A 24591-nucleotide genomic window follows, 5' to 3' on the forward strand; every position below is an offset into this window, starting at 1 on the left:
TTATTAACGTAAGAAACGTTGCAAGAATTCTTTGGTACGTTCTTCTTGTGGGTTTTCAAAAATTTGTTCAGGAGTTCCTTGTTCTGCAATAACCCCTTTATCCATGAAAATAACACGGTCAGAAACGTCACGAGCAAATTCCATTTCATGAGTTACGATAATCATGGTCAAACCTGATTTTGCTAAATCTTGCATGGTTTTAAGCACTTCGCCAACCATTTCCGGATCAAGTGCAGAAGTAGGCTCATCAAAGAGAATAGCTTCTGGATCAACAGATAGAGCACGTGCAATTGCCACACGTTGTTTTTGTCCACCTGATAGTTGGCTTGGTTTTGCTTTCCAATATTGTTGTCCAAGACCAACTTTTTCAAGATTAGCTTTGGCAATTTTTTCTGCTTCAGTTCGGTCACGTTTGAGAACCGTTGTTTGAGCTACAACGGCATTATCTAAAACGTTTAAATTGTTAAAGAGATTAAAGGATTGGAATACCATACCGAGTTTCTCACGATAGGTCGTTAAGTCATAGCCCTTAGCCAGAACGTCTTGACCATGATAGAGAATCTGTCCTTCTGTTGGAGTTTCTAAAAGGTTAATTGAACGTAGAAAGGTTGATTTTCCAGATCCTGAACTACCGATGATAGAGATGACCTCGCCTTTTTTGACTTCTAGAGAGATGTCTTTAAGGACTAAGTTTTGGCCATACGATTTTTTCAAATGTTTGATTTCTAAAATGGTATTGGTCATTAGAGCACCTCCGTTTGCATTTGGTTAGCACCTGTTGTGTAATGATCCGTATCCATGCGGCGTTCAATGTAACGTAGGATACGAGTGACAGTGAAGGTCAAAACGAAGTAGATAATCGCAATGATGGTAAAGGTTTGGAAATATTGATAAGTTTGCGTTGCAACCGTATTTCCAGAGAAGTAAAGTTCAACAACGGAAATCACGTTCAAAACAGAAGTATCTTTGATGTTGATGACAAACTCATTACCAGTTGCGGGTAAGATATTACGAATAACCTGTGGCAGGACAACTTTTTTCATGGTTTGTGAATGTGTCATACCAAGGGCAGTTGCCGCTTCAAATTGTCCCTTATCCACAGCAAAGATACCACCACGAACGATTTCACTCATATAAGCACCTGTATTGATAGAAACAATAAAGATAGCAGCAAGTGTACGGTCAATCGAAATGCCAAAGGCTTGAGCTGTTCCGTAGTAGATAATCATGGCTTGAACGATCATTGGTGTACCACGGAAGACTTCAATATAGATATTGATTAACCAGCCAATGACCTGTTGAATAAGAGCAAGTCCTTTATTGGCAGCTTTTGGAGCAGTACGAAAGACACCAATCAAAAGACCAATCATGGTACCGATGACTGTACCCAAGATAGAAATTAAGAGTGTGATACCTGTTCCACGTAGGAATTGCTGCCAGTTTTTTGTCCAAATAGACCAAACTTGGTTGATAAAGTTTGTTTCTTCTGTGCTTTCTTCGACAGGTTGTTTAGCAATCATGTTATCCATCAGTGTTAGACGATCTTGATCTGAAATGGTAGCAAGGAGGTCATTGACTTTTCCTAGGCGATTATCATCTTTACGCATACCGACTGCAATACTGGCATCTGCTTCTGATACTTCAAAGCCTGTTTGAAGGTTAATCATTTTGAATTTGTCGTTGGCCATTTCAGCAGACAGGGCTTCTGGGCGTTCAGATACATACCCATCGATAACTCCAGAAAGAAGGGCTTGACGCATTTGAGAGAAATCTCCCATAGCAGTTTGCTGGTTGACCTCTTCGATTTGTGAAATGATACCATACAAGAACGTTCCTTGTTGGGCAGTAATTTTAGCTCCTGCAAAGTCAGCTAGGTTTTTAGCATTGGCATAATCACCGTCTTTGTTGACAACGACAACAGGTGAACCAGTGTAATAACTATTTGAAAAGGCAATTTCTTGCTTACGTTCATCAGTAGGGCTCATACCAGCCACAATCATATCGATTTTACCAGAAGTTAGGGCAGGGATCAAACCAGTCCAAGATGTCTTGACTACCAAGAGTTCTTTTCCTAAACTATCTGCAATCTTCTTAGCAATTTGGACATCATATCCGTTGGCATACTGGTTGGTTCCCTCGATAGGGACGGCCCCATTTTCATCAGTTTCTTGAGTCCAGTTAAAAGGTGCATAAGCAGCTTCCATTCCGACTCTGAGAAATTCATCTGCTTGTGCAGGGGTCCAACTTGTAAAGAGGAAAAAGACCGCTGTAAGACAAGCAAGGAGTACTTTTCTCATATTTAATCTCCTATCTATTATAAAATTATAACTATTTTACAAGAAAAGTTAGAAAATTTCAATACTCCGAGCCAAAAGGTAACGCTTCCATCCGAAAAATCACTAGATTTATGGTACAATGAAAAAAGAGTTTTAATAAAATAGAGGAGTTTATCATGTTTGAACTATTGAAGGCCATATTTTTTGGAATTGTTGAGGGGATTACCGAGTGGTTACCGATTTCTAGTACAGGTCATTTGATTTTGGTACAAGAATTTATCAATTTCAAGGGTCAGAGTCAAGAGTTTATGGATGTTTTTAATGTCGTCATCCAGTTAGGTGCTATCATGGCAGTTGTGGTCATCTACTTTGACCGTCTAAATCCGTTTCGCTCAGGTAAGACAGAGCAAGAAGTTAAGCAGACTTGGCAATTATGGTTAAAGGTGATCTTGGCTTGTTTACCCGTCATTGTCATGGCTATGTTGTTTGATGATTGGTTTGAAGCTAAGTTTTATAATTTCTTTAGTGTGGCATTGATGTTGATCATTTATGGTGTGGCATTTATCTGGATTGAAAATCGTCAAGTCAATCGTCAGCCAGAGATTACTGATTTAGCGAGCATGCCTTATGTGACAGCGATGCAAGTTGGCTTGTTTCAAATTCTTAGCTTAATGCCAGGAACTAGTCGTTCAGGTTCAACCATCATCGGTGGGATGTTGATGGGAACTAGTCGTTCAGTGGTGACAGAGTTCACTTTCTTCCTAGGTATTCCAATCATGTTTGGGGCGAGTGCTTGGAAACTTTTGAAGTTTTTCCTGGGGGGTAGTTTATTGACCTTGGAGCAGGTTTGCCTTATCTTAGTTGGTATGTTAACTGCTTTTGTGGTTAGTCTGTTTGTGATTCGTTTCTTGACAGGTTTTGTCAAACGCCATGATTTCAAGGGCTTTGGTTACTACCGTATCGCCTTGGGGATTTTACTGTTGATGTATTATGTCATCAAAGTATTATTCTTTGCTTAGATTTATCGAATAAAAAGGAGAGGGTAAGCTCTCCTTTTTAGTTGCAGTAAATGACAGATAAATTGATAAGTAAAAGAAAATTTGTTATCATTATAATATTCAGAAAAAATAGATTGCAAAGAGAAAATAATGAAACAATACGGTTTATTAGTTAAAGAAAAAAACTTTTTAGTCTTTATCTCAGCGATCAGTCTAATCTACCTAGCACAATCCATTGTAGATGTCGCAATCATTTGGTTGATTTATGAAAAAACGCAGCAACCCTTATTTATTGCCTTATCAGTGTTTATCACACAAGTACCGTCCTTGATTTCAGCTCCATTTTTAGGCGGGGTGATGGATAAGATAGCAGTGTCTAAAGCCATATCATTGGCTAGCTTGGTGAAGGCTTTTGTCTTTATCGTTTTATGTTTACTGTCAACTCATATCAATAACCTTGTGCTAATAGTCCTTGCTCTCTTGCTAATACTAAATAGTGCTGTCAGTCCCTTGATTTCGGCAGGCAGTATTGCAATTGTTAAGGATCTTTTAGATGACGAGCAATTTCATACTGCCAATGCTCTGGTCAATATTTCATTTGATGTGTGTTATTTGCTAGGGGCTTTTCTTTCAGGGCTGATTATTGCTCAGTTTAATCATCAGCTTATTTTTCTTTGCTCAGCTCTGTTATTCTTTTTGGCAACACTGTTGTTGTCTTTGATTCCATCACAAACGCATCAGAAGCAGGAAGAAGATAACAGAAAGAAAAGGCCACTTCTTCAAGCTTTTCAATATCTGACATCAACTCCTAAGTTATTGTCACTAGTTTGTTTAACGTCCTTATGGAATCTACTGATATGGGGAGCCTTTCCCATCGTTTTTCCGATTTTCGTAAAGACGATTTTGCAAGAAGGTGCAGCAACCTATGGCTTAATCAATGGAGTGCAATCGTTTGGTATCATTATTGGTTCTTTGATTGTAGGTGGTATCCCTAAGCATAAGAATAGCTTTCATTTAACTTTCTTATTTTTGATGGCTCATTGTGTCCTTATTGCGATTTTTTCCTTGCAAAACAATGTGCTATCGTCGATGATTTTGCTGATTGTAGCAGGAGTCATCTCATCTCCTGTTATGATTTATAAATCAACCTTTTTTCAAGAAACAACTCCAGATCAACTAAAAGGGAGAATTTTTAGTATCATTGGTTTGTTGGGTACAGTGACTTATCCGATTGGTAACTTTTTGACGGCATTGCTACTCAATGGTATTTCTGCTGAAAATGTGGGTATCTTGCTCTTTACTTATGCAGTTACTCTATTACTACTTTCGGTTGCCTTATTTGCTGTATTTTATCGTAAAGCTAATCATGAAACCTAAGAAAATAGCACTGTTTGAGTGCTATTTTTGCCTTGGTGGATAATTCAGAAAACATGTAGGTAACAGGAACAATAAATAACAAGACAGACTAGAGTAAAAATTGTATTTTTTTTGCTTTTTCGATATAATGATAAGAATGATGACTCGTATGAGTGAGGTAAATAAAATGGAAATGAAACAAATTAGCGAAACAACGCTAAAAATCACAGTTAGTCTAGATGATTTAGAGCTTTATGGCATGGAGTTGAAAGACTTTCTTGTTCCCAAGGAAAAAACAGAAGAATTTTTCTATACCATGCTAGATGAGGTGGATTTGCCTGACAACTTCAAAAATAGTGGCATGTTGAGTTTTCGTGTGACGCCGCGTAAGGATCGCATTGATGTCTTTGTGACCAAGTCCGAGTTGAAAGAGGATTTAGATTTTGAAGATTTGGCAAACTTGGATGATATTTCTCAGATGGATCCCGAAGAATTTTTCAAATCAATTGAGAAAAATCTCATGAAAAAAGGAGATACCAAGGCTCACGAAATGCTCAAGCAGGTTGAAGATATGGTGGATGGCATGTTAACAAAATCAGATAGCCAAGAAGATGTGGCATCGGATCATGCGATAGATAAAGATGTTGTGGAACAGTATGTTCACTATGTTTTTCGTTTTGACGATGTTAAAGAGGTGGTCGATTTTGCAACGGCAGTGACCTATGATTTAGAAGCGTCAGAACTGTATAAAGAAGAAAAAACTTATTACCTGACAATCTTACTAGACTTGGAGAATAAACCGAGCTACTATGCTAATCTAATGTATGCTCGTATGTTGGAGCATGCACAAGTCAGCCTAAGAACTAGGGCTTATTTGCAGGAGCATGCGACCTTACTCCTATCTTACCATGCAGTTGATGAGTTAAAACAATTAGGAGAATAAAAAGTGGTACCTTTTACCATTGAATACGTCATGATTTTAATTGGGACTTTTCTGCTCTCCCTCATTCTGACCCCTATAGTCAGATTTATAGCCTTTAGGGTGGGAGCTGTCGATCAGCCCAATGCTCGTCGTATCAATCAAGTCCCAATGCCAAGTAGCGGTGGTCTAGCAATCATCTTGTCTTTTCTACTAACTAGCTTGATTATTATGCCGTCTATTGTGCGGTCACTTTTGTCAACCCAATCCTATTTTGATTATATTTTACCAGTGGTAGTGGCTGGTCTTGTAGTTGGTATCACTGGTTTTATTGACGATATTTATGAATTATCTCCTAAATTTAAGATGTTAGGGATTATTCTAGCAGCCATCGTGGTTTGGTATTTTACAGACTTTCGTTTTGATAGTTTTAAGATTCCCTTTGGGGGAGCTTTGATTTCATTTGGTCCTGTGCTGACTTGTTTGTTGACGGTTTTGTGGATTATTTCCATAACCAATGCAGTCAATTTGATTGATGGTTTAGATGGTCTAGTTTCTGGGGTATCTATTGTCAGCCTTGGTACTATGGGTTTGGTTTCTTATTTTTTCTTACCCAAGTCAGATCTTTATCTAACCATGACCATCTTTGTTCTGCTAGCAGCCATTTTGGGCTTTTTCCCTTATAATTACCATCCAGCTATTATCTATCTCGGAGATACAGGAGCCCTGTTTATTGGCTTTATGATTGGTGTCCTATCTTTACAAGGGTTGAAAAATGCCACGGCTGTGGCAGTAGTGACGCCAGTGATTATCCTAGGTGTACCGATTATGGATACGGTGGTGGCGATTATTCGTCGGAAATTATCAGGTCAAAAAATAACGCAGCCAGATAAACGTCATCTACATCATCGCTTGTTAGCGATGGGCTTTACTCATCGTGGAGCAGTTTTTGTGGTCTATGGAATTGCGATTCTCTTTTCTTTAACCTCTCTTCTCTTAAATGTATCCAGTCGTCTAGGTGGAATTTTGTTGATAATCGGATTAACCTTTGGTCTGGAAATTTTTATTGAGGGTTTGGGCATTTGGGGTATGAATAAAACACCACTATTTAATCTTTTGAAATTCATTGGTAATAGTGATTTTCGTCAGACTACACTACTGAAATGGCAAGAAAAATCAAAGAAGTAGCAAGCTCTAAACAAAGCCTTACAAGGCTTTTTTTGTTATAATAAAGTCAAACTTAAAATGAAGGAGCCAATCATGTCTGTACTTGAAATTAAAAACTTACATGTCTCAATTGAAGACAAAGAAATTTTGCGTGGAGTTAATCTAACGTTAAAAACAGGAGAGATTGCAGCAATCATGGGACCAAACGGAACAGGAAAATCAACCCTATCAGCAGCCATTATGGGCAATCCCAACTTTGAAGTGACTGAGGGAGAAATCTTTTTTGACGGTGTTAATCTTTTGGAATTGGAAGTTGACGAACGTGCACGTTTAGGTTTGTTTCTTGCCATGCAATACCCAAGTGAGATTCCAGGAATTACCAATGCAGAATTTATCCGTGCAGCCATGAATGCTGGTAAAGAAGATGAGGATAAGATTTCTGTGCGTGATTTCATCACAAAATTGGATGAAAAAATGGAATTGCTTGGCATGAAAGAAGAAATGGCAGAACGCTATCTCAACGAAGGGTTTTCAGGTGGAGAGAAAAAACGCAATGAAATTCTCCAACTCTTGATGTTAGAGCCTAAATTTGCCTTGCTTGATGAGATTGACTCAGGTCTTGATATTGATGCCTTGAAGGTGGTTTCTAAGGGGGTCAATGCCATGCGTGGAGATGGCTTTGGTGCCATGATTATCACCCACTATCAACGCTTACTCAATTACATCACACCAGATGTGGTGCATGTGATGATGGATGGGCGCGTGGTACTATCGGGTGGTGCAGATTTGGCTAAACGTTTGGAAAATGAAGGTTACGCCAAAATCGCTGAGGAACTGGGCTTGGATTATCAAGAAGAGGCTTAGTCTAAGACTGGATAAAAGGAGAACGAAATGACAAGGGAAAGCATTCTTAATTTTTCACAAGGTCATGCTGAGCCAAAATGGTTACAAGAACGTCGTTTAGCAGCGTTTGATAAGTTAGACGACTTGGATTTTCCTGTGATTGAACGGGTTAAGTTTCATCGTTGGAATTTAGGCGATGGCACGGTGACAGATAGTCCAGAAGTTGCTAGTGTACCAGACTTTATCCAGCTAGATGACAATCCTAAGCTGGTGCAAGTAGGAACGCAGACTGTTTTGGAACAATTACCAGCCAAGCTCTTGGAACAAGGTGTGGTTTTGACAGATTTGAGAACTGCCTTGGAAGAAATCCCAGAGCAAATTGAGGCTAATTTTGGTCAAGCAGTTGCCTATGACGCCAATAAATTGGCAGCTTATCACACGGCTTATTTCAATAGCGGTGCCGTGCTTTATGTTCCTGACAATGTTGAGATTGAGCAACCTATCGAAAACATTTTTCTGCAAGATAGCGATAGCGATGTACCTTTCAACAAGCATGTCTTGATTATCTTAGGTAAAAATGCTAAAGTGACTTATTTGGAACGATTTGAATCAATTGGACAAAATACTCAACAAGCGACTGCTAATATCTGTGTAGAAGTGATTGCTGGAGCAGGTAGTCAAATTAAATTTGCAGCCATTGATCGTCTAGGTGAGAACGTGACAGCTTATGTCACACGTTGTGGTAGTCATGCCGATGATGCTACAATTGACTGGGCATTGGGTGTCATGAATGAAGGCAATGTGGTTTGTGATTTTGACAGTGAGTTAATTGGTCATGGTAGTCATGCCAACCTAAAAGTAGTAGCCGTTTCAAGTGGTCGTCAAGTACAAGGGATTGATACACGTGTCACCAATTATGGTCGTTCGTCAGTCGGTCATATTTTGCAACACGGGGTTATCTTAGAACGTGCGACCTTGACGTTCAATGGTATCGGCCATATCATCAAAGGGGCTAAAGGAGCAGATGCGCAACAAGAAAGCCGTGTGTTGATGTTGTCAGATAAGGCTCGTTCAGATGCCAATCCGATTCTTTTGATTGATGAAAATGAAGTCACGGCAGGTCATGCTGCCTCAATCGGTCAAGTTGATCCAGAAGACATGTATTATTTGATGAGTCGTGGTATCGATCAAGTTACTGCGGAAAAGTTAGTGATTCGTGGCTTCTTAGGGACTGTGATTACAGAAATTCCAGTCAAGTCAGTACGTGAAGACATGATTGCCGTAATTGATGAAAAGTTGGACAAACGCTAATGCAAGCAGAATTTTGGCGAGATTTTCCGATTTTACAAGAGCAGATACAGGGTGAACCTTTGGTTTATCTGGACAATGCAGCGACCAGCCAAAAGCCTCAAATGGTCTTAGATGCTCTCAATCAATACTATCGTACCAGCAATGCTAATGTTCATCGTGGGGTTCACAGTCTAGCTGAAAGAGCAACGATAGCCTATGAGATAGCTCGCGACAAGGTGGCAGATTTTATTGGTGCTAATCGAAAAGAAATCATTTTTACCAAAGGGGCTACTGCGGGTTTAAATATTGTTGCTACTTGGGCTGAACGACTCTTAAAACCAGGTGATGAGGTTTTGATTAGCATTATGGAACACCATGCCAATCTGATACCTTGGCAACAGGTTTGTCAACGAACAGGAGCTAAATTAGTCTATGTTTATCTAAAAGACGGACAATTGGATCTGGCTGACTTGAAAACGAAGTTAAATGCAAACACAAAGTTTGTGAGTATTGCTCATGTGTCAAATGTCCTTGGTTGTGTCAATCCAGTCAAAGAAATTGCTGATTTGGCTCATCAAGTAGGGGCCTATCTTGTCCTTGATGCTGCCCAATCAGTAGGTCATATTGCCTTGAATGTGGCTGATTTAGCTTGTGATTTTATGGTGTTTTCAGGCCACAAGATGTACGCTCCTACTGGGATTGGTGTCTTGTACGGACGAAAAAGTTTGTTGGAACAATTGCCACCTGTCGAATTTGGTGGGGAAATGATTGCCAGTGTGAGTGAGCAAGATGCTAGTTGGGCGGAGCTGCCTTATAAGTTTGAGGCTGGAACGCCTCCTATCGCAGAAGCCATTGGTTTGGGTGCTGCCATTGACTACCTTAACCAGATTGGCTTGTCTAAGGTTACCGCACATGAAGCGAATTTGATCGCCTATCTGTTGCCCAAATTGCAGCAAATTGATGGTTTGACCCTTTATGGTCCAAAAGATAGACAGAACAGACTGGGTGTTTTTTCCTTTAATCTAGAGGGGCTTCATCCGCATGATGTGGCGACAGCTCTTGATTATCAAGGGATTGCAGTTAGGGCAGGTCACCATTGTGCCCAACCCTTGATGACTTATCTAGGAACAAATGCTACAGTGCGAGCGAGCTTAGCCTGTTACAATACCAAGGCTGACTGTGATCGGTTGATTTCTGGTATTCAGGCAACAAAGGAGTTTTTCAATGGCCTTATCTAATCTTAATCAACTTTATATGACCTTGATAACTGATCATGCTAAAAGTCCTCATCATTATGGGACTTTGGCAGATGTTGAACCTGTGACCTTACATAATCCGAGTTGTGGTGATGTGATTCATCTCTTTGTCAAATGGGGAGATGATAAGGTTGAAGACATCAGTTTTTCTGGTCAAGGGTGTAGTATTTCAACGGCGTCAGCCAGTATGATGACAGATTTAGTCAAAGGTGAACGAAAAGATGACATTAACGAACTTTTGGAGTTGTTTTCTCAGCTAATGCAAGGGCAAAAGCTGGCTCAGTCAAAGCGTCTTGGCGATGCTGAATTTCTAGCAGGAGTGACCAAGTTTCCCCAACGGATAAAATGTGCTAATCTCGCTTGGCAAGCCATGACGAAGGTGTTAACAAAACAAGAAAATTGAACGAATAAAAAATATGAGGAGATAATTATGGCAGAAACAAATGAAATCGTTGAGCCAAAGCCGATTGATCTTGGTGAATATAAATTCGGTTTCCATGATGATGTTGATCCCATCTATTCCACAGGTAAGGGCTTGAGTGAAGCGGTGGTTAGGCAGATGTCAGCAGAAAAAAACGAACCTGAGTGGATGTTGGAGTTTCGCTTGAAATCCTTGGAAACCTTCCAAAAAATGCCTATGCAGGACTGGGGGCCAGATTTGTCTGATATTGATTTTGATGATATTATCTACTATCAAAAGCCATCAGATAAGCCAGCTCGTTCTTGGGATGATGTTCCTGAAAAGATTAAGGAAACCTTTGAACGCATTGGTATTCCAGAAGCTGAAAGAGCCTATTTGGCAGGAGCAGCGGCACAATATGAGTCTGAAGTGGTTTATCACAACATGAAAGAAGAATTTGAAAAGTTGGGGATTGTTTTTACGGATACAGATTCAGCCTTGCGTGAGTATCCAGAGCTTTTCAAGCAGTATTTTGCAAAGTTAGTGCCACCAACAGATAACAAACTTGCAGCCCTGAACTCAGCAGTGTGGTCAGGTGGTACCTTTATCTATGTGCCTAAGGGGGTTAAGGTCGATATTCCGTTACAGACTTACTTCCGTATCAACAACCAAAACACAGGTCAGTTTGAACGTACCTTGATCATCGTTGATGAAGGGGCTAGTGTACATTATGTTGAAGGTTGTACAGCACCGACCTATTCAACCAATAGTTTACATGCAGCTATTGTGGAAATTTTTGCCCTTGATGGTGCTTATGTTCGCTATACCACGATTCAAAACTGGTCGGACAATGTTTATAACCTAGTAACCAAGCGTGCTAGAGCTACTAAGAATGCTACCGTGGAGTGGATTGATGGCAATTTGGGTGCTAAAACAACCATGAAATACCCGTCAGTTTACTTGGACGGTGAAGGGGCTCGTGGTACCATGTTATCAATCGCCTTTGCCAATACTGGACAAAAGCAAGATACAGGAGCTAAGATGATTCATAATGCTCCTCATACTAGCTCGTCTATTGTTTCCAAATCGATTGCCAAGGGTGGTGGCGAGGTTAACTATCGTGGTCAGGTGACCTTTGCTAAAAATTCTAAGAAGTCTGTCAGCCATATCGAATGTGATACCATCATTATGGATGACCAGTCTAAGTCAGACACCATTCCATTCAATGAGATTCACAATTCACAAGTCGCTCTTGAGCATGAAGCCAAGGTTTCAAAAATCTCTGAAGAACAACTTTACTATCTGATGAGCCGTGGCCTGTCTGAGAGTGAGGCGACAGAGATGATTGTCATGGGCTTTGTTGAGCCTTTTACCAAGGAATTGCCAATGGAATATGCTGTCGAATTGAACCGTTTGATTAGTTATGAAATGGAAGGTTCAGTCGGCTAGATAAAACTTTGTTATAAAGAAAAACCAGTTAGGAAACTAACTGGTTTTATAATTTTTCATTAACGTAGCGAACAAAGTGATTCCACCAAACTTTTAGGAAGAAGCTACGTTTGACTTCATCAGCAGCGACCAATTCAGCTTGTGGAGGGTTATCAAGGTAGCCGACACCAACCAAGTCCTTGTCCTCAAAAGTAGCAAGAGCAACGACCTCGCCTTTCTTGATCGGAGCAGTGAGTTCATTGTTGGTAGAAATGGTGACGTTTTTGGTCAGCTGGTCAGATTTTTTTTGCACGACATTGAAATCTTTTTTGGCAATTGCTAAGACGCCTTTTTGTTTACCATCACTAACAGGAACGGTTTGTTTTTTGAAAGGTTGACCAGCCTCAATGACAGTCGTCATTTCATAGGTGCTTCTGACATAGTCTAGTAGGTTTGTTGTGGCAATAAAGCGAGCAAAGGGATTATTGTCAGGGTTATCAGCGTTCAAAACCACCGTAATAACTCGCATGCCGTTTTCAGTAGATGTTCCCACAAAGGATGGGCCAGCCAACTCGGTTGTTCCTGTTTTCAGACCGTCAACGCCTTCACGACCATAGGTTTGCTGAGGTAGCATGTAATTGAAGGTGTTCATGATAGTACCATCAAAATCGGCTGTACTTTTACTAGTGATTTTGAGAATTTCTGGGTAGTCTTGAATGAGATGACGAGCAATAATGGCCACAGACTTGGCAGACATCATGTTTTCATCATCGTTATTTGATTCAGGGTAGATATTATTGCCAAGGGCACTATTGTTTAGACCAGAAGCATTGACCAATTTGGCATCTGTAATTCCCCATTTTTTGAGTTGTTTTTGCATCATATCGACAAATGCAGGTTCGCTACCAGCAATTTTTTCAGCTAGAGCAATGGCAGCACTATTAGCTGAGGCAATCATACTGGCCTCTAAGAGTTGCTTAACGGTATATTGTCTAGCTTCCATAGGGACATTACTGGCTAGGCTGTTGGCAGTGAGTTGATAAGGATAATCAGAAATGTCAACCATATCATCCATACTAAGCCTACCGGCATTGACTTCTTGATAGACCATATAAGCAGTCATGATTTTTGTGATAGAAGCAATCCCTGCAACGGTTTCAGCGTCTTTTTCATAGAGAATTTTTCCTGTGCTGGCTTCAACGGCAATGGCATGTTTAGCAGACACATCAAAATTATCTGCTGCCCAGACCTTGACTGATGAAGAGAGAAATGATAATATAATTATTACAAAACAAGCTATTTTTTTCATTTTTATACAAACCTTTCAAACTGCTCTAAAATCATTATACCATAAAGAAAGTCAGTAATAAATGGAAGAATAGCCGAGCAGGATTGAGTTTGTTAAAAATATAATTTTCTAAAAATTTATGGAAAACACTTTCCTTTTAAGAAAACTTTATGGTATAATGTAAAACAAATTATTAGAAAAAGAGGAGTCGCTTATGGTGAATAAGAAAAAATTATTCCAATCAGCAGGTGTGACACTTTTAGCTACATCAGTTCTTGCAGCTTGTGGTAAGAGTGAAAACACTGCTTCAAATCAGTCTATCTATAACTATGTCTATACAGCAGATCCAGATACATTAGACTACATCAAGGCCAATCGTGCCTCAACGGGTGATGTGGTAACCCAAGGGGTTGATGGACTTCTTGAAAACGATGAGTATGGTAACTTGGTTGGTTCCTTGGCTAAGGACTGGAAAGTATCAGCTGATGGTTTGACTTATACTTATACCCTACGCGACGATGCTAAATGGTTTACATCAGACGGTGAAGAGTATGCAGACGTTACTGCACAAGACTTTGTGACAGGTTTGAAACATGCAGCAGACTCTCAATCGGACGCTCTTTATGTCGTGCAAGACTCAATCAAGGGCTTGCAAGACTATCTTGATGGTAAGACAAAAGACTTCTCAACAGTCGGCGTTAAAGCACTTGATGATAAGACGGTTCAATATACCCTAAATAAACCAGAATCTTATTGGAATTCTAAGGTTACTTATAGTATCTTGTTCCCAGTAAATGAAGAATTTTTGAAATCTCAAGGTGAAGACTTTGGTAAGGTTGATCCATCAAGTATCCTTTACAATGGACCATTCATCTTGAAATCATTGACTTCAAAATCTTCTATCGTCATGGAAAAAAATCCAAACTATTTTGATGCAGACAAGGTCAGCTTAGATGGTATCCAATGGACATATTATGATGGTTCAGATTCAGATAGCCTTTATAAAAACTTTGCTGAGGGTGTTTACAGTATAGCTCGTCTTTATCCAAATAAACCAAGTTATAAAGAAGCTGTTAAAAGCTATGGCGACAACATTGTTTATGGATTACAAGATGACACGACTTACTTTGCGAGATTTAACCTTGATCGTGGTGAGTACAAATTTACCGCTAAAGAAAGTGATAAGCAAAAAGCTGACACTAAGGCAGCTATCTTGAACAAAGACTTCCGTCAAGCCGTTAACTTTGCCCTAGACCGTGTTGCCTACAACTCACAGTTGGCTGGTGAAGAAGCAGCAACTAAGTCATTGCGTAACCTGCTTGTTCCACCAACTTTTGTATCAAGTGGCGACAAGACATTTGGTGCTTTGGTCAAAGAGCAACTCTCTACTTATGGCGAAGAGTGGGCTGATGTCAACCTAGATGACGCTCAAGACGGCATGTACAATGCTGAAAAAGCTAAGGCTGAGTTTGCTAAGGCAAAAGAAGCCCTTCAAGCTCAAGGTGTGGAATTCCCAATTCGCTTGGATATTCCTGCTGACCAAGCAAATGAAGTTCAAGTGCAACAAGTTAGCTCAGTGAAACAATCAATCGAAGCGGCACTTGGCAAAGAAAACGTTGTGGTTGATGTGAACAAGGTCTCAACAGACGAGTATGACAATGCGACTTACTTTGCTGAGTCAGCAGCTCAACATGATTATGATATCTACCTAGATGGTGGTTGGGGACCAGACTACAAAGATCCATCAACTTACCTTGACGTCTTTGATGTTGAAAATGGTGGTTTGATGAAGACGATCGGTATCGATCCAAAATCAACATCAGCAGCTGTTGCAGCGTCAGGTCTTGATGAGTACACTAAGTTACTTAAAGAAGCTAATGCTAACACAACAGACTTGGCAGCTCGTTACACAGCCTATGCGAAAGCTCAAGCTTGGTTGACAGATAGTGCTATCACGCTACCATTGGTATCAAGAGGTGGTTTGGCTACATTGACTAAGGTTGAGCCAGCGTCAGGTTCTTATGGTGCTATCGGTGTCAAAGGAAATGACTACTTCAAATACGTTAAGTTGAGAGATGAGGCGGTCACAACAAAAGAGCGTGATGAAGTCATTGCTAAATGGCAAGAAGAAAAAGCCAAATCTAATGCTGAGTACGAAGCTAATCTAGCTAGTCACGTTGAAAAATAGAAAACGAAAAAGGGAGTGGTAACTTTGAGTCCCACTCTCTTTTGAGTATTGAGGATAGCTATGAAAAAATATATTATTGAACGATTATTGCGGTCGCTAGTTTCTATTTTTCTAGTGACAACCTTGACCTATGCCATCGTTTTTTCTTTGGTACCAAGAAAGTTGATTTTCAAGCAGGACGCTAACTATAACAAACTAGCCAAAACCCCTGATATGAAAACCAACTATGAAAATACCATTTTTGAACGCATGGGTTATTTGGAGTATTATACCAGTAAAGAATTGCAAGCAAAAGCAGCTAAGACGAATCCTACGGTCACGACAGAAGCTAACGCTAGCAACGAAAAAATCTACCAAGACTACATCAAATCTATTGGACGTGGTTGGCAATTAAAACGCTTTGAAGAAAGCAAGGAATTTTATGCGACACGTGAGATTCCACTGTATGAGCGTGTGTGGAACTTCTATGCCAACTTGATTCAGATTGATCACCCATGGCGAGTACAAGACAAGTCTAACCCTGATTTGCCACGTTACATTCGCCTAGAAAATGATAAATCAGTCGGTTGGGCCTTGGTTGGTTCAGGAACGATTCATAAATACCTTGTGTATGTCAATGGTCAATTCCCTTATTTACACCAAAACTTGATTACGCTAAATCTAGGAACGTCTTACCCAACTTATGGCAATATCCCTGTTTTACAGGTCATTACGCAGGGTCAAGGACGAGCTAAGACCGAGCAGGTCACTTTCCCAACAGGAGTTACTAAAACGTCTTCTGTCAATATCTATAGTAGAACCTACAAGTCACCAAGTCAGGCTGATGCACGTGACAAGGCTAACTATGGAGCAGACGATCCTTATACAGCGACACAAACCAACTTTACCGACCCATCAATGATTTCAAGTTCCTTTAAGATTGGGATTATCGGTGTGATTATCTCTTATGTTTTAGGCTTGCCACTAGGTCTTTTGATGACTCGTTTCAAGGGGACTTGGTTTGATTCGCTATCAACTAGTGCCATGACTTTCTTACTTGCCCTACCAAGTGTTGCCGTTATCTATATTGTGCGTCAGACAGGGTCTAGTATCTTTGGTTTGCCAAATGCCTTTCCGATTTTGGGAGCGGCAGATATGCGATCTTATATCTTACCTGCTTTTATCCTTGGTTTCTTGGCAGTACCAGGACTGGCTCTATGGTTCAGACGTTACTTGGTGGATCAACAAAGCAGTGATTATGTCCGTTTTGCTCGTGCCAAAGGCTTGTCTGAGGCAGAAATTTCTAAAAAACACCTCTTCAAAAATGCCATGGTACCAATCGTTTCAGGTATCCCAGGGGCAATCATTTTTGCCATTGCTGGAGCGACCTTGACAGAAACCGTCTTTGCCTTTCCAGGTATGGGTAAAATGTTGATTGATTCCATTAGAGCAGCCAACAATGCTATGGTCATCGGTCTTGTCTTTATCTTTACAAGCCTGTCAATTATCTCACTTCTTTTGGGTGATATTTTGATGACCATTATTGACCCACGTATCAAACTAAGTAGTAAAGGAGGAAAATAATGGCTAAGATTGATAAAAGTAAATTTGAATTTGTTGCCTTGGATAACTATGCGTCAGAAACGATTGACGCACCTGCTTATTCTTATTGGAAGTCTGTTTTTCGCCAATTTTTCTCTAAGAAATCAACCTTGCTGATGTTGACGCTCTTGATTGGCATTATTGTCATGAGCTTTGTCTATCCCTTGTTTGCCAATTATGATTTTGAAGATGTCAGCAGTATCAATGATTTTTCAAAACGCTATATTTGGCCAAATGGTCAGTATTGGTTTGGTACCGATGAAAAAGGGCAATCGCTCTTTGACGGGGTTTGGTATGGAGCGAGAAACTCTATTGTCATCTCGATTATTGCGACTGTTATCAATACGGTTTTAGGTGTTGCCATTGGTGGTGTTTGGGGTGTGTCTAAACGTCTAGATAAGATTATGCTAGAAGTTTACAATGTCATTTCCAATATTCCAGAAATGTTAATCATCATTGTGATGACTTACTCTTTGGGTGCTGGTTTTTGGAATTTGATTTTGGCCTTCTGCTTGACAGGTTGGTTGGGCATTGCTTACAGCATTCGTTTGCAGGTCTTGCGTTATCGTGACTTGGAGTATAACTTAGCCAGTCAAACTTTGGGGACACCGATTTTGAAAATTGTCAGCAAGAACCTTTTGCCACAGTTGGTGTCTGTGATTGTGACCATGGTATCGCAAATGCTACCAAGTTATATTTCTTATGAAGCCTTTCTGTCATTCTTTGGTTTAGGTCTGCCTGTGACTGAACCAAGTTTGGGACGTTTGATTTCTAAGTATTCGACAGACTTGGTAAGTAATGGTTATTTATTCTGGATTCCATTGACCGTTTTGATTTTAGTATCCCTACCACTCTTTATCGTTGGGCAAAATTTGGCTGACGCGAGTGACCCACGTTCACATAGATAGGAGATTAGTATGACAGAAAAAGATGTAGTATTAAGTGCCAAAGATGTGGTCGTGGAATTTGCTGTCCGTGATCGTGTCTTAACGGCTATTCGAGGCATTTCACTTGATCTTTATGAGGGTGAGGTCTTGGCCTTGGTTGGAGAATCAGGGTCAGGTAAGTCTGTGTTGACCAAAACGTTTACTGGTATGTTGGAAGCCAATGGTCGTGTGGCAAAAGGCTCGATTATCTATCGTGGTCAAGATTTGACTCAGTTGACCTCGCATAAGGATTGGGAAAAAATCCGTGGTCAAAAAATTGCGACTATTTTCCAAGATCCGATGACCAGCTTAGATCCGATTAAGAGTATTGGTAGTCAGATTACAGATGTGATTCTTAAACATCAAGGCAAGAGCAAGGACGAGGCTAAACAGATCGCCATTGACTATATGACCAAGGTTGGTATTCCTGAAGCAGACAAGCGTTTCAATGACTATCCTTTCCAGTATTCAGGTGGTATGCGTCAACGGATTGTCATTGCCATTGCCCTTGCTTGTAAGCCAGATATTTTGGTCTGCGATGAGCCGACAACGGCTCTTGATGTGACCATTCAAGCACAAATCATTGCGCTACTCAAATCCTTACAAGAAGAATACAATTTCACTACCATCTTTATCACGCATGACTTAGGTGTGGTGGCAAGTATTGCTGATAAAGTTGCTGTCATGTATGCTGGTGATATTGTAGAATATGGTAGTGTTGAGGATATTTTCTATGATCCTCGTCATCCATACACTTGGAGTTTGCTGTCAAGCCTACCTCAGTTGGCTGACGATCAAGGTGTTCTCTTTTCAATTCCAGGAACTCCACCGTCTCTTTATAAGGAGATTAAGGGCGACGCCTTTGCAGCCAGATCGCCTTATGCCATGAAAATTGATTTTGAAGAAGATGTGCCTAGATTTGAAGTAAGTCCTAGCCATTGGGCAAAGACTTGGCTTTTGCATCCTGATGCACCAAAGGTGGAAAAACCAGTCTTGATTCAAAATCTACATGAGAAAATTTCACAAAAATACCAAGGAGGACTAAGGAAATGACTGAAAAATTAGTTGAGATTAAGGACTTAGAAATTTCCTTTGGCGAGGGTAAAAAGAAATTTGTCGCCGTGAAAAACGCCAATTTCTTTATCAATAAGGGTGAAACCTTTTCTCTTGTTGGCGAGTCAGGTTCAGGTAAAACAACCATCGGTCGTGCCATTATTGGGTTGAATGAAACCAGTGGTGGTGAGATTGTCTATGATGGTAAGGTCATCAACGGCAAGAAAAGTCAAACAGAGCAACAAGAGCTTATCCGTAAAATTCAAATGATTTTTCAAGACCCTGCTGCCAGTCTTAACGAGCGTGCAACGGTGGACTATATCATCTCAGAAGGCTTGTATAATTTTAACCTGTTCAAAGATGATCAAGAGCGTCAAGAAAAGGTTAAAGAGATGATGACTCAAGTGGGGTTGTTAGCAGAGCATTTGAGCCGTTACCCACATGAGTTTTCTGGTGGTCAGCGTCAGCGGATTGGAATTGCTAGAGCCTTGGTCATGGAACCAGAGTTTATTATTGCAGATGAGCCGATTTCAGCCTTGGACGTTTCTGTTCGTGCCCAAGTCCTTAATCTTTTGAAGAAATTCCAAGAAGAGAAAGGGTTGACTTATCTCTTTATCGCCCATGACTTATCTGTGGTACGTTTTGTTTCTGACCGTATTGCTGTGATTTACAAGGGGGTGATTGTGGAGGTGGCTGAAACTGAAGAACTCTTCCAAAATCCAATCCATCCTTACACGCAGTCGCTCTTATCTGCTGTGCCAATTCCTGACCCTATCTTGGAGCGTCAAAAGGAATTGATTGTTTATGATCCAAGTCAGCATGATTATAGCACTGACAAACCTGAAATGGTTGAGATCAAACCAGGTCACTTTGTTTGGGGCAATAAAAAAGAGATGGCTAACTATCGTGCAAAATTATAATTAAAAAGACAGGTCAGCCTGTCTTTTTTGATATAATAGACTAAGGAGGACACCATGAATTTTGAGAAAATTGAGCAAGCCTATGACTTGTTGTTAGAGAATATCCAAACCTTGCAAAATGAACTGCACACCCATAGTTATGATGCCTTGATTGAGCAAAATGCTTATTATCTTGGTGCTGAAACCACTCATGAAACCATCTTAAAAAACAATCAAATCTTGCGTGAGTTAGCCTTGACTAAGGAAGAATGGCGTCGTGCCTTTCAGTTTGTTTTTATCAAGGTCAGCCAAACAGAAACCCTGCAAACCAATCATCAGTTTACCCCAGATAGCATTGGTTTTATTTTGTTGTTTTTACTTGAGAGTTTAAGTCCATCACAAGAGTTAAGCGTTTTAGAAATTGGTAGTGGGACAGGCAATTTGGCTCAGACCTTAGTTAATAACAGTCAGAAAGAGTTAGACTATATGGGTCTAGAAGTTGATGATTTGTTGATTGACTTATCTGCTAGTATTGCTGATGTTATGGATTCAAGCGTTAGCTTTGTCCAAGAAGATGCGGTACGTCCCCAGTTGATTAAACCAAGCGATGTGATTATCAGTGATTTGCCAGTGGGCTATTATCCCAATGATGAGATTGCCAGTCGCTACCAAGTGGCAGCCAGTGATGAGCATACCTATGCCCATCATCTCTTGTTAGAACAATCTTTGAAGTATCTAAAACCTGACGGTCTGGCGATTTTTCTTGCCCCTGTTAATCTCTTAACCAGTCCTCAAAGCGACTTGTTGAAGAATTGGTTGAGCAAGGAAGCTAGTATTTTAGCCGTGATTACCCTACCAGAAGATCTTTTTGGTCATTCAGCTAATGCTAAGTCAATTTTTGTCTTGCAAAAACGCACGGAACAGCCAGTCGAAACCTTGGTTTACCCACTAAGAAGTCTGCAAGATCGTGTTCACTTGTCGGATTTTATGGAAAATGTAAAAAAATGGGTATCAAAGCAAGCCATTTAGATAAAATTTTGGTATAATAAAGATAATAACGCAAACGATTTCAGGAGAGGTGTTTATGTCAAAAACAATTGCAATTAACGCAGGTAGTTCAAGCCTTAAATGGCAACTTTATAAGATGCCAGAAGAAGAGGTTTTGGCACAAGGAATTATTGAACGTATTGGCTTGGGAGATTCAATCTCAACAGTAAAATTCAATGGTAAAAAAGAATCACAAACGCTTGATGTGGTTGACCATGTTCAAGCTGTTAAGCTAGTTTTAGATGATTTGATTCGTTTTGAAATCATTGCAGCTTACGATGAAATTACAGGCGTCGGTCATCGTGTCGTAGCTGGTGGTGAACTGTTCAAAGAATCTGTTTTGATTGATGACAAGGTTTTAGAACAGATCGAAGAGTTGTCATCTCTAGCACCACTACACAACCCAGCTAACGCAGCAGGAATTCGTGCCTTCAAGGATATTTTGCCAGATATTACAAGTGTGGCTGTCTTTGATACAGCCTTCCACACAACGATGCCAGAAGTCGCTTACCGCTATCCACTAGCTGAAAAATATTATACTGACTACAAAGTGCGTAAATATGGAGCACACGGAACTAGCCATTATTATGTTGCTCACGAAGCAGCTAAAATGCTAGGTAAACCAATTGAGGAGTTGAAGATTATTACTGCTCATATTGGTAACGGTGTATCAATTACTGCCAACCTACACGGCAAGTCTATCGACACCTCAATGGGCTTCACACCACTAGCTGGTTTGATGATGGGAACACGCACGGGAGATATTGATCCGGCTATCATTCCTTATTTGGTTGAACATGTTCCAGAACTGAAAGATGCCGCTGATGTGGTTAATGTTTTGAACAAAGAATCAGGGTTAGCAGGTGTATCAGGTCTGTCAAGTGACATGCGTGACATTGAAAATGCCATGGAAGAAGGTCACCAAGGTGCTATTCTTGCTTATAACATGTTTGTTGATCGCGTTAAGAAATTTATCGGTCAATACCTAGCCGTGCTTGATGGTGCAGACGCTATTGTCTTTACTGCCGGTATGGGTGAAAACGGCTGGATGATTCGTCGTGATGTAATCAATGGCATGAGCTGGTTTGGTATGGGTGTTGACCCAGAAAAGAATGTTTTTGGCTTCAAGGGTGACATTTCAAGTGCTGATTCTAAAGTTAAGATTTTGGTTATCCCAACTGACGAAGAATTAGTGATTGCTCGTGATGTTGAGCGTTTGAAATAATATTTTATTTGACGATTAAAAAAGGTATGATGACAATCATACCTTTTATGTTTGCTTAATAAGATTTAATCAAGTCCAGAGTACCTTTATCCAGTTTTTTAATCAAATCCTGTAAAAATGCTTGAGCTTCTAGGAAGTCATCAAGGGCATACAGGGTTTGATGGGAGTGGATATAACGAGCACAGACACCAATAGTTGTTGATGGAACTCCTGCATTTTGTAAATGAGAAGCCCCAGCGTCAGTTCCTCCCTTGCCACAATAATATTGGTATTTAATCCCTGCATCTTCAGCCGTATCAAGCAGGAAGTCTTTGAGATTTGGTAGCAATAGATGGCCTGGATCGTAGAAACGAATGAGAGTACCATCGCCGACCTTGCCTTGATCGCCATAGACATCACCAGCAGGTGAACAATCCACAGCAAAAAAGAGGTCTGGGTCAAATTGATTGGTGGCAACCTTGGCACCACGCAAGCCGACTTCTTCTTGAACGGTTGCCCCTGCGATTAGTTGATTGGGAAGTGGGGTATCTTGCAGTTTTTCTAGCAGTTCAGTTACCATCAAGATGCCAAAGCGATTGTCCCAACTTTTACCCATAACATATTTTTGATTAGCAGATAGGATGGTTTCGCTTTGTGGAATGATAACATCACCAGGTCGAATGCCAAAGGCTTCTGCGTCAGCCTTATCAGTAAATCCACCGTCAAAAATAATATCAGAAATAGCTGGCAAGCTAGCAGTTCCTTTGATTAAATGTGGTGGCATAGCGCCAGAAATCACTGGGATTTTGTTTCCCTGTCTCGTATAAAGAGTGAAACGTTGAGAACTGACTGTCAAGGGATTCCAGCCACCAATTTCCACCACACGCAGTGTGCCATCTGCTTGGATATGGCTCACCATAAACCCAACCTCGTCCATGTGGGCTGCCACCATTACCTTGGGAGCATCTGCTAGTTGACTATTTTTAATGCCAAACACTCCGCCCAATCCATCAGTTTCTACTCGGTCAACAAAAGGTTGCATTTTGCAACGTAAATGATTTCTCACTGGAGCTTCATGACCTGAAATGGCTTGTAATTCGGTTACTTCTTTAATCTTTGAAAATAAATCTGACATAGCTACCTCCTTTTCTTCATTATAGCAAAAATTTGTTAGAGTATCAGATAAAGCAGGGTCTTTTAGATTGATTTGTGATAAAATAGAGAGTATGAAACAAAAAAAGATAGCCTTACTAGGTCTAACCAGTCTAGCTGCTTGGTTAGTTTATCATAATTGGCAAAAACAAACGACCCAACAAGTTGAAGAAAAAGAAATGACGGATCACCTTCGTCAGTTTTTCAGTCAATTTGGTCAAATCGAGGTGCTTTACTTTAATGATTATCGGCTAGATGATGAAGCACGAACAGGTGGTGTCGTGATGACAACTGGCCAAGCTTATGAATTTAGTTATTATCAAGGAGACTTTACCTATCAGGAGGTGGCAAATGTTACAACCTAAGACCTTGGAAGAATTGACGAGCTATTTGGCAAGTGAGCAAAAAACAGTTTTTCTCTTTACGGCAGATTGGTGTCCAGATTGCCAAGTGTTGTATCCGAGCTTGCCAGAGATTGAAGCAGAAAATACAACTTTTAGATTTGTTCAAGTTGATCGTGATCGTTATCTAGACTTGGCTAGAGAATGGGATATTTTTGGCATTCCTAGCTTAGTGGTGCGTCAAAATGGACAAGAGCTGGCTCGTCTGGTAAATAAACAACGTAAGAGTAAGGCTGAAATCAATCAATTTTTAGCCGAGATTTAAGATAAGGAAGTAGATATGATTTATACCTATAATAAAGAACAAGTCGGAGATGTGTTAATGGTGATTGTGGCTGATGACCAAGGTCAGCCAGTAGCAGTTGAGAAAAAGGGCAAGATTGCTAGAGTATTTCAAGTTGACGGTGGTCAAACCGTTGCTTGGAATATTTTTGAGGTATCTAGTCTGATTGATGTTGAAGGAAATGGTCAAGTTTTTCTTAGCGATGAGAAAATCGCAAAATTAAATCAAGAATTAACCTCTCAAGGCTTTACCGAGGTTTTGGTTAATGATTTAAGTCCCAAATTTGTAGTTGGTGAAATTGTAGCCATGGAAGCACATCCAGATAGTGATCACTTAAATATCTGTCAAGTAGCAATTGGCCAAGATCAGATTGTACAGATTGTGGCAGGGGCTCCAAATGCAGCGAAAGGTTTGAAGACGATTGTGGCTCTGCCAGGAGCGATGATGCCAAAGGGTAGTCTGATTTTCCCAGGTAGCTTGCGTGGTGTGGCAAGTCATGGCATGATGTGTTCGCCTAGAGAACTCGCACTTCCTAATGCTCCAGAAAAACGAGGGATTATCGAGTTAGCACCAAGCACACCAGTTGGTCAGGCCTTTGATGCTAAGATTCATTGGCAGGGATAAAATTAAAGAGCA

At 40.3% G+C, this 24591-nt stretch carries 23 protein-coding genes; 19 read left to right on the forward strand and 4 right to left on the reverse strand.

Going from position 1 to position 24591, the window contains the following annotated elements:
• Positions 1–3: 3 nt before the first annotated feature.
• Positions 4–744, reverse strand: coding sequence for an amino acid ABC transporter ATP-binding protein (locus FRX52_RS03950; RefSeq protein ID WP_146461255.1), 741 nt, complete (start codon positions 742–744; stop codon positions 4–6).
• Positions 744–2297 (reverse strand): ABC transporter substrate-binding protein/permease, encoded by a 1554-nt coding sequence (locus tag FRX52_RS03955; protein WP_146461253.1) that lies wholly within the window; start codon positions 2295–2297, stop codon positions 744–746. Before FRX52_RS03955 ends, FRX52_RS03950 begins: the two co-directional genes overlap by 1 nt.
• A 155-nt stretch (positions 2298–2452) precedes the next feature.
• On the opposite strand from FRX52_RS03955, the gene FRX52_RS03960 reads away from it, so the two are divergent.
• The 9 genes from FRX52_RS03960 to sufB all read left to right on the forward strand — a co-directional run bounded on the left by FRX52_RS03960 (position 2453) and on the right by sufB (position 11954).
• On the forward strand, positions 2453–3295 hold the full coding sequence (locus tag FRX52_RS03960; RefSeq protein ID WP_146538572.1) for an undecaprenyl-diphosphate phosphatase: 843 nt from the start codon (positions 2453–2455) through the stop codon (positions 3293–3295).
• A 129-nt stretch (positions 3296–3424) separates the two neighbouring features.
• The gene (locus tag FRX52_RS03965; protein WP_146538573.1) at positions 3425–4651 is read left to right on the forward strand and encodes an MFS transporter; all 1227 of its coding nucleotides are present in this window, start codon (positions 3425–3427) and stop codon (positions 4649–4651) included.
• 166 nt (positions 4652–4817) lie between these two features.
• The gene (gene mecA / locus FRX52_RS03970; protein ID WP_146538574.1) at positions 4818–5573 is read left to right on the forward strand and encodes an adaptor protein MecA; all 756 of its coding nucleotides are present in this window, start codon (positions 4818–4820) and stop codon (positions 5571–5573) included.
• A 3-nt stretch (positions 5574–5576) separates the two neighbouring features.
• Positions 5577–6737: a glycosyltransferase family 4 protein gene (locus tag FRX52_RS03975; RefSeq protein ID WP_146538575.1), complete on the forward strand. Its 1161-nt coding sequence runs from the start codon at positions 5577–5579 to the stop codon at positions 6735–6737.
• 72 nt (positions 6738–6809) lie between these two features.
• Positions 6810–7580, forward strand: a complete 771-nt coding sequence (gene sufC, locus FRX52_RS03980; protein WP_146538576.1) for a Fe-S cluster assembly ATPase SufC — start codon at positions 6810–6812, stop codon at positions 7578–7580.
• Positions 7581–7607: 27 nt separating this feature from the next.
• Positions 7608–8870 carry a Fe-S cluster assembly protein SufD gene (gene sufD, locus FRX52_RS03985; RefSeq protein WP_146538577.1) on the forward strand — a complete coding sequence of 421 codons (1263 nt, stop codon included), beginning with the start codon at positions 7608–7610 and terminating at the stop codon, positions 8868–8870.
• Positions 8870–10087 carry a cysteine desulfurase gene (locus FRX52_RS03990; protein ID WP_146538578.1) on the forward strand — a complete coding sequence of 406 codons (1218 nt, stop codon included), beginning with the start codon at positions 8870–8872 and terminating at the stop codon, positions 10085–10087. The genes sufD and FRX52_RS03990 overlap by 1 nt, the downstream gene beginning before the upstream one ends.
• A complete protein-coding gene (gene sufU / locus FRX52_RS03995; protein WP_146538579.1) occupies positions 10074–10508 on the forward strand; it encodes a Fe-S cluster assembly sulfur transfer protein SufU in 435 nt (144 codons plus the stop codon). Before FRX52_RS03990 ends, sufU begins: the two co-directional genes overlap by 14 nt.
• A 27-nt stretch (positions 10509–10535) precedes the next feature.
• On the forward strand, positions 10536–11954 hold the full coding sequence (sufB, locus tag FRX52_RS04000; protein WP_146496333.1) for a Fe-S cluster assembly protein SufB: 1419 nt from the start codon (positions 10536–10538) through the stop codon (positions 11952–11954).
• 46 nt (positions 11955–12000) lie between these two features.
• Here the strand turns inward: sufB and pbp3 are convergent, their stop codons facing one another.
• Complete coding sequence (gene pbp3, locus FRX52_RS04005; RefSeq protein WP_146538580.1) at positions 12001–13242, reverse strand: D-alanyl-D-alanine carboxypeptidase PBP3; 1242 nt, start codon at positions 13240–13242, stop codon at positions 12001–12003.
• Between the two features lie 196 nt (positions 13243–13438).
• On the opposite strand from pbp3, the gene FRX52_RS04010 reads away from it, so the two are divergent.
• From FRX52_RS04010 to FRX52_RS04040, 7 genes are read left to right on the forward strand one after another with little or no spacing between them, the layout of a single operon-like run.
• Complete coding sequence (locus FRX52_RS04010) at positions 13439–15409, forward strand: peptide ABC transporter substrate-binding protein (protein WP_398586896.1); 1971 nt, start codon at positions 13439–13441, stop codon at positions 15407–15409.
• A 60-nt stretch (positions 15410–15469) separates the two neighbouring features.
• Complete coding sequence (locus FRX52_RS04015; RefSeq protein WP_146538582.1) at positions 15470–16972, forward strand: ABC transporter permease; 1503 nt, start codon at positions 15470–15472, stop codon at positions 16970–16972.
• Positions 16972–17898: an oligopeptide ABC transporter permease OppC gene (gene oppC, locus FRX52_RS04020; RefSeq protein WP_146461228.1), complete on the forward strand. Its 927-nt coding sequence runs from the start codon at positions 16972–16974 to the stop codon at positions 17896–17898. Before FRX52_RS04015 ends, oppC begins: the two co-directional genes overlap by 1 nt.
• Positions 17899–17907: 9 nt before the next feature.
• A complete protein-coding gene (locus FRX52_RS04025) occupies positions 17908–18969 on the forward strand; it encodes an ABC transporter ATP-binding protein (protein WP_146538583.1) in 1062 nt (353 codons plus the stop codon).
• On the forward strand, positions 18966–19889 hold the full coding sequence (locus FRX52_RS04030; RefSeq protein ID WP_146538584.1) for an ATP-binding cassette domain-containing protein: 924 nt from the start codon (positions 18966–18968) through the stop codon (positions 19887–19889). The genes FRX52_RS04025 and FRX52_RS04030 overlap by 4 nt, the downstream gene beginning before the upstream one ends.
• A 54-nt stretch (positions 19890–19943) precedes the next feature.
• Complete coding sequence (locus FRX52_RS04035; protein ID WP_146538585.1) at positions 19944–20897, forward strand: class I SAM-dependent methyltransferase; 954 nt, start codon at positions 19944–19946, stop codon at positions 20895–20897.
• Between the two features lie 55 nt (positions 20898–20952).
• On the forward strand, positions 20953–22140 hold the full coding sequence (locus FRX52_RS04040; protein WP_146496346.1) for an acetate kinase: 1188 nt from the start codon (positions 20953–20955) through the stop codon (positions 22138–22140).
• Between the two features lie 55 nt (positions 22141–22195).
• Here the strand turns inward: FRX52_RS04040 and pepA are convergent, their stop codons facing one another.
• Complete coding sequence (gene pepA, locus FRX52_RS04045) at positions 22196–23254, reverse strand: glutamyl aminopeptidase (RefSeq protein WP_146538586.1); 1059 nt, start codon at positions 23252–23254, stop codon at positions 22196–22198.
• Between the two features lie 91 nt (positions 23255–23345).
• On the opposite strand from pepA, the gene FRX52_RS04050 reads away from it, so the two are divergent.
• The 3 genes from FRX52_RS04050 to ytpR are packed head-to-tail and all read left to right on the forward strand — an operon-like array spanning position 23346 to position 24579.
• Positions 23346–23636, forward strand: a complete 291-nt coding sequence (locus tag FRX52_RS04050) for a DUF4651 domain-containing protein (protein ID WP_146538587.1) — start codon at positions 23346–23348, stop codon at positions 23634–23636.
• Entirely contained in the window at positions 23623–23937 is a 315-nt protein-coding gene (locus FRX52_RS04055; RefSeq protein ID WP_146538588.1) for a thioredoxin family protein, read from the forward strand. The genes FRX52_RS04050 and FRX52_RS04055 overlap by 14 nt, the downstream gene beginning before the upstream one ends.
• Before the next feature lie 15 nt (positions 23938–23952).
• The gene (ytpR, locus tag FRX52_RS04060) at positions 23953–24579 is read left to right on the forward strand and encodes a YtpR family tRNA-binding protein (protein WP_146538589.1); all 627 of its coding nucleotides are present in this window, start codon (positions 23953–23955) and stop codon (positions 24577–24579) included.
• The last annotated feature ends 12 nt before the right edge of the window (positions 24580–24591 follow it).

This window comes from Streptococcus sp. sy018, from assembly GCF_007859185.1.
In the GTDB taxonomy this organism is placed as follows: domain Bacteria; phylum Bacillota; class Bacilli; order Lactobacillales; family Streptococcaceae; genus Streptococcus.

Coding starts and splice junctions, on each gene's coding strand:
- FRX52_RS03950 (WP_146461255.1), bottom strand. CDS start 744: ATGACCAATACCATTTTAGAAATCAAACATTTGAAAAAATCGTATGGC.
- FRX52_RS03955 (WP_146461253.1), bottom strand. CDS start 2,297: ATGAGAAAAGTACTCCTTGCTTGTCTTACAGCGGTCTTTTTCCTCTTT.
- FRX52_RS03960 (WP_146538572.1), top strand. CDS start 2,453: ATGTTTGAACTATTGAAGGCCATATTTTTTGGAATTGTTGAGGGGATT.
- FRX52_RS03965 (WP_146538573.1), top strand. CDS start 3,425: ATGAAACAATACGGTTTATTAGTTAAAGAAAAAAACTTTTTAGTCTTT.
- mecA (WP_146538574.1), top strand. CDS start 4,818: ATGGAAATGAAACAAATTAGCGAAACAACGCTAAAAATCACAGTTAGT.
- sufC (WP_146538576.1), top strand. CDS start 6,810: ATGTCTGTACTTGAAATTAAAAACTTACATGTCTCAATTGAAGACAAA.
- sufD (WP_146538577.1), top strand. CDS start 7,608: ATGACAAGGGAAAGCATTCTTAATTTTTCACAAGGTCATGCTGAGCCA.
- FRX52_RS03990 (WP_146538578.1), top strand. CDS start 8,870: ATGCAAGCAGAATTTTGGCGAGATTTTCCGATTTTACAAGAGCAGATA.
- sufU (WP_146538579.1), top strand. CDS start 10,074: ATGGCCTTATCTAATCTTAATCAACTTTATATGACCTTGATAACTGAT.
- sufB (WP_146496333.1), top strand. CDS start 10,536: ATGGCAGAAACAAATGAAATCGTTGAGCCAAAGCCGATTGATCTTGGT.
- pbp3 (WP_146538580.1), bottom strand. CDS start 13,242: ATGAAAAAAATAGCTTGTTTTGTAATAATTATATTATCATTTCTCTCT.
- FRX52_RS04015 (WP_146538582.1), top strand. CDS start 15,470: ATGAAAAAATATATTATTGAACGATTATTGCGGTCGCTAGTTTCTATT.
- oppC (WP_146461228.1), top strand. CDS start 16,972: ATGGCTAAGATTGATAAAAGTAAATTTGAATTTGTTGCCTTGGATAAC.
- FRX52_RS04025 (WP_146538583.1), top strand. CDS start 17,908: ATGACAGAAAAAGATGTAGTATTAAGTGCCAAAGATGTGGTCGTGGAA.
- FRX52_RS04030 (WP_146538584.1), top strand. CDS start 18,966: ATGACTGAAAAATTAGTTGAGATTAAGGACTTAGAAATTTCCTTTGGC.
- FRX52_RS04035 (WP_146538585.1), top strand. CDS start 19,944: ATGAATTTTGAGAAAATTGAGCAAGCCTATGACTTGTTGTTAGAGAAT.
- FRX52_RS04040 (WP_146496346.1), top strand. CDS start 20,953: ATGTCAAAAACAATTGCAATTAACGCAGGTAGTTCAAGCCTTAAATGG.
- pepA (WP_146538586.1), bottom strand. CDS start 23,254: ATGTCAGATTTATTTTCAAAGATTAAAGAAGTAACCGAATTACAAGCC.
- FRX52_RS04050 (WP_146538587.1), top strand. CDS start 23,346: ATGAAACAAAAAAAGATAGCCTTACTAGGTCTAACCAGTCTAGCTGCT.
- FRX52_RS04055 (WP_146538588.1), top strand. CDS start 23,623: ATGTTACAACCTAAGACCTTGGAAGAATTGACGAGCTATTTGGCAAGT.
- ytpR (WP_146538589.1), top strand. CDS start 23,953: ATGATTTATACCTATAATAAAGAACAAGTCGGAGATGTGTTAATGGTG.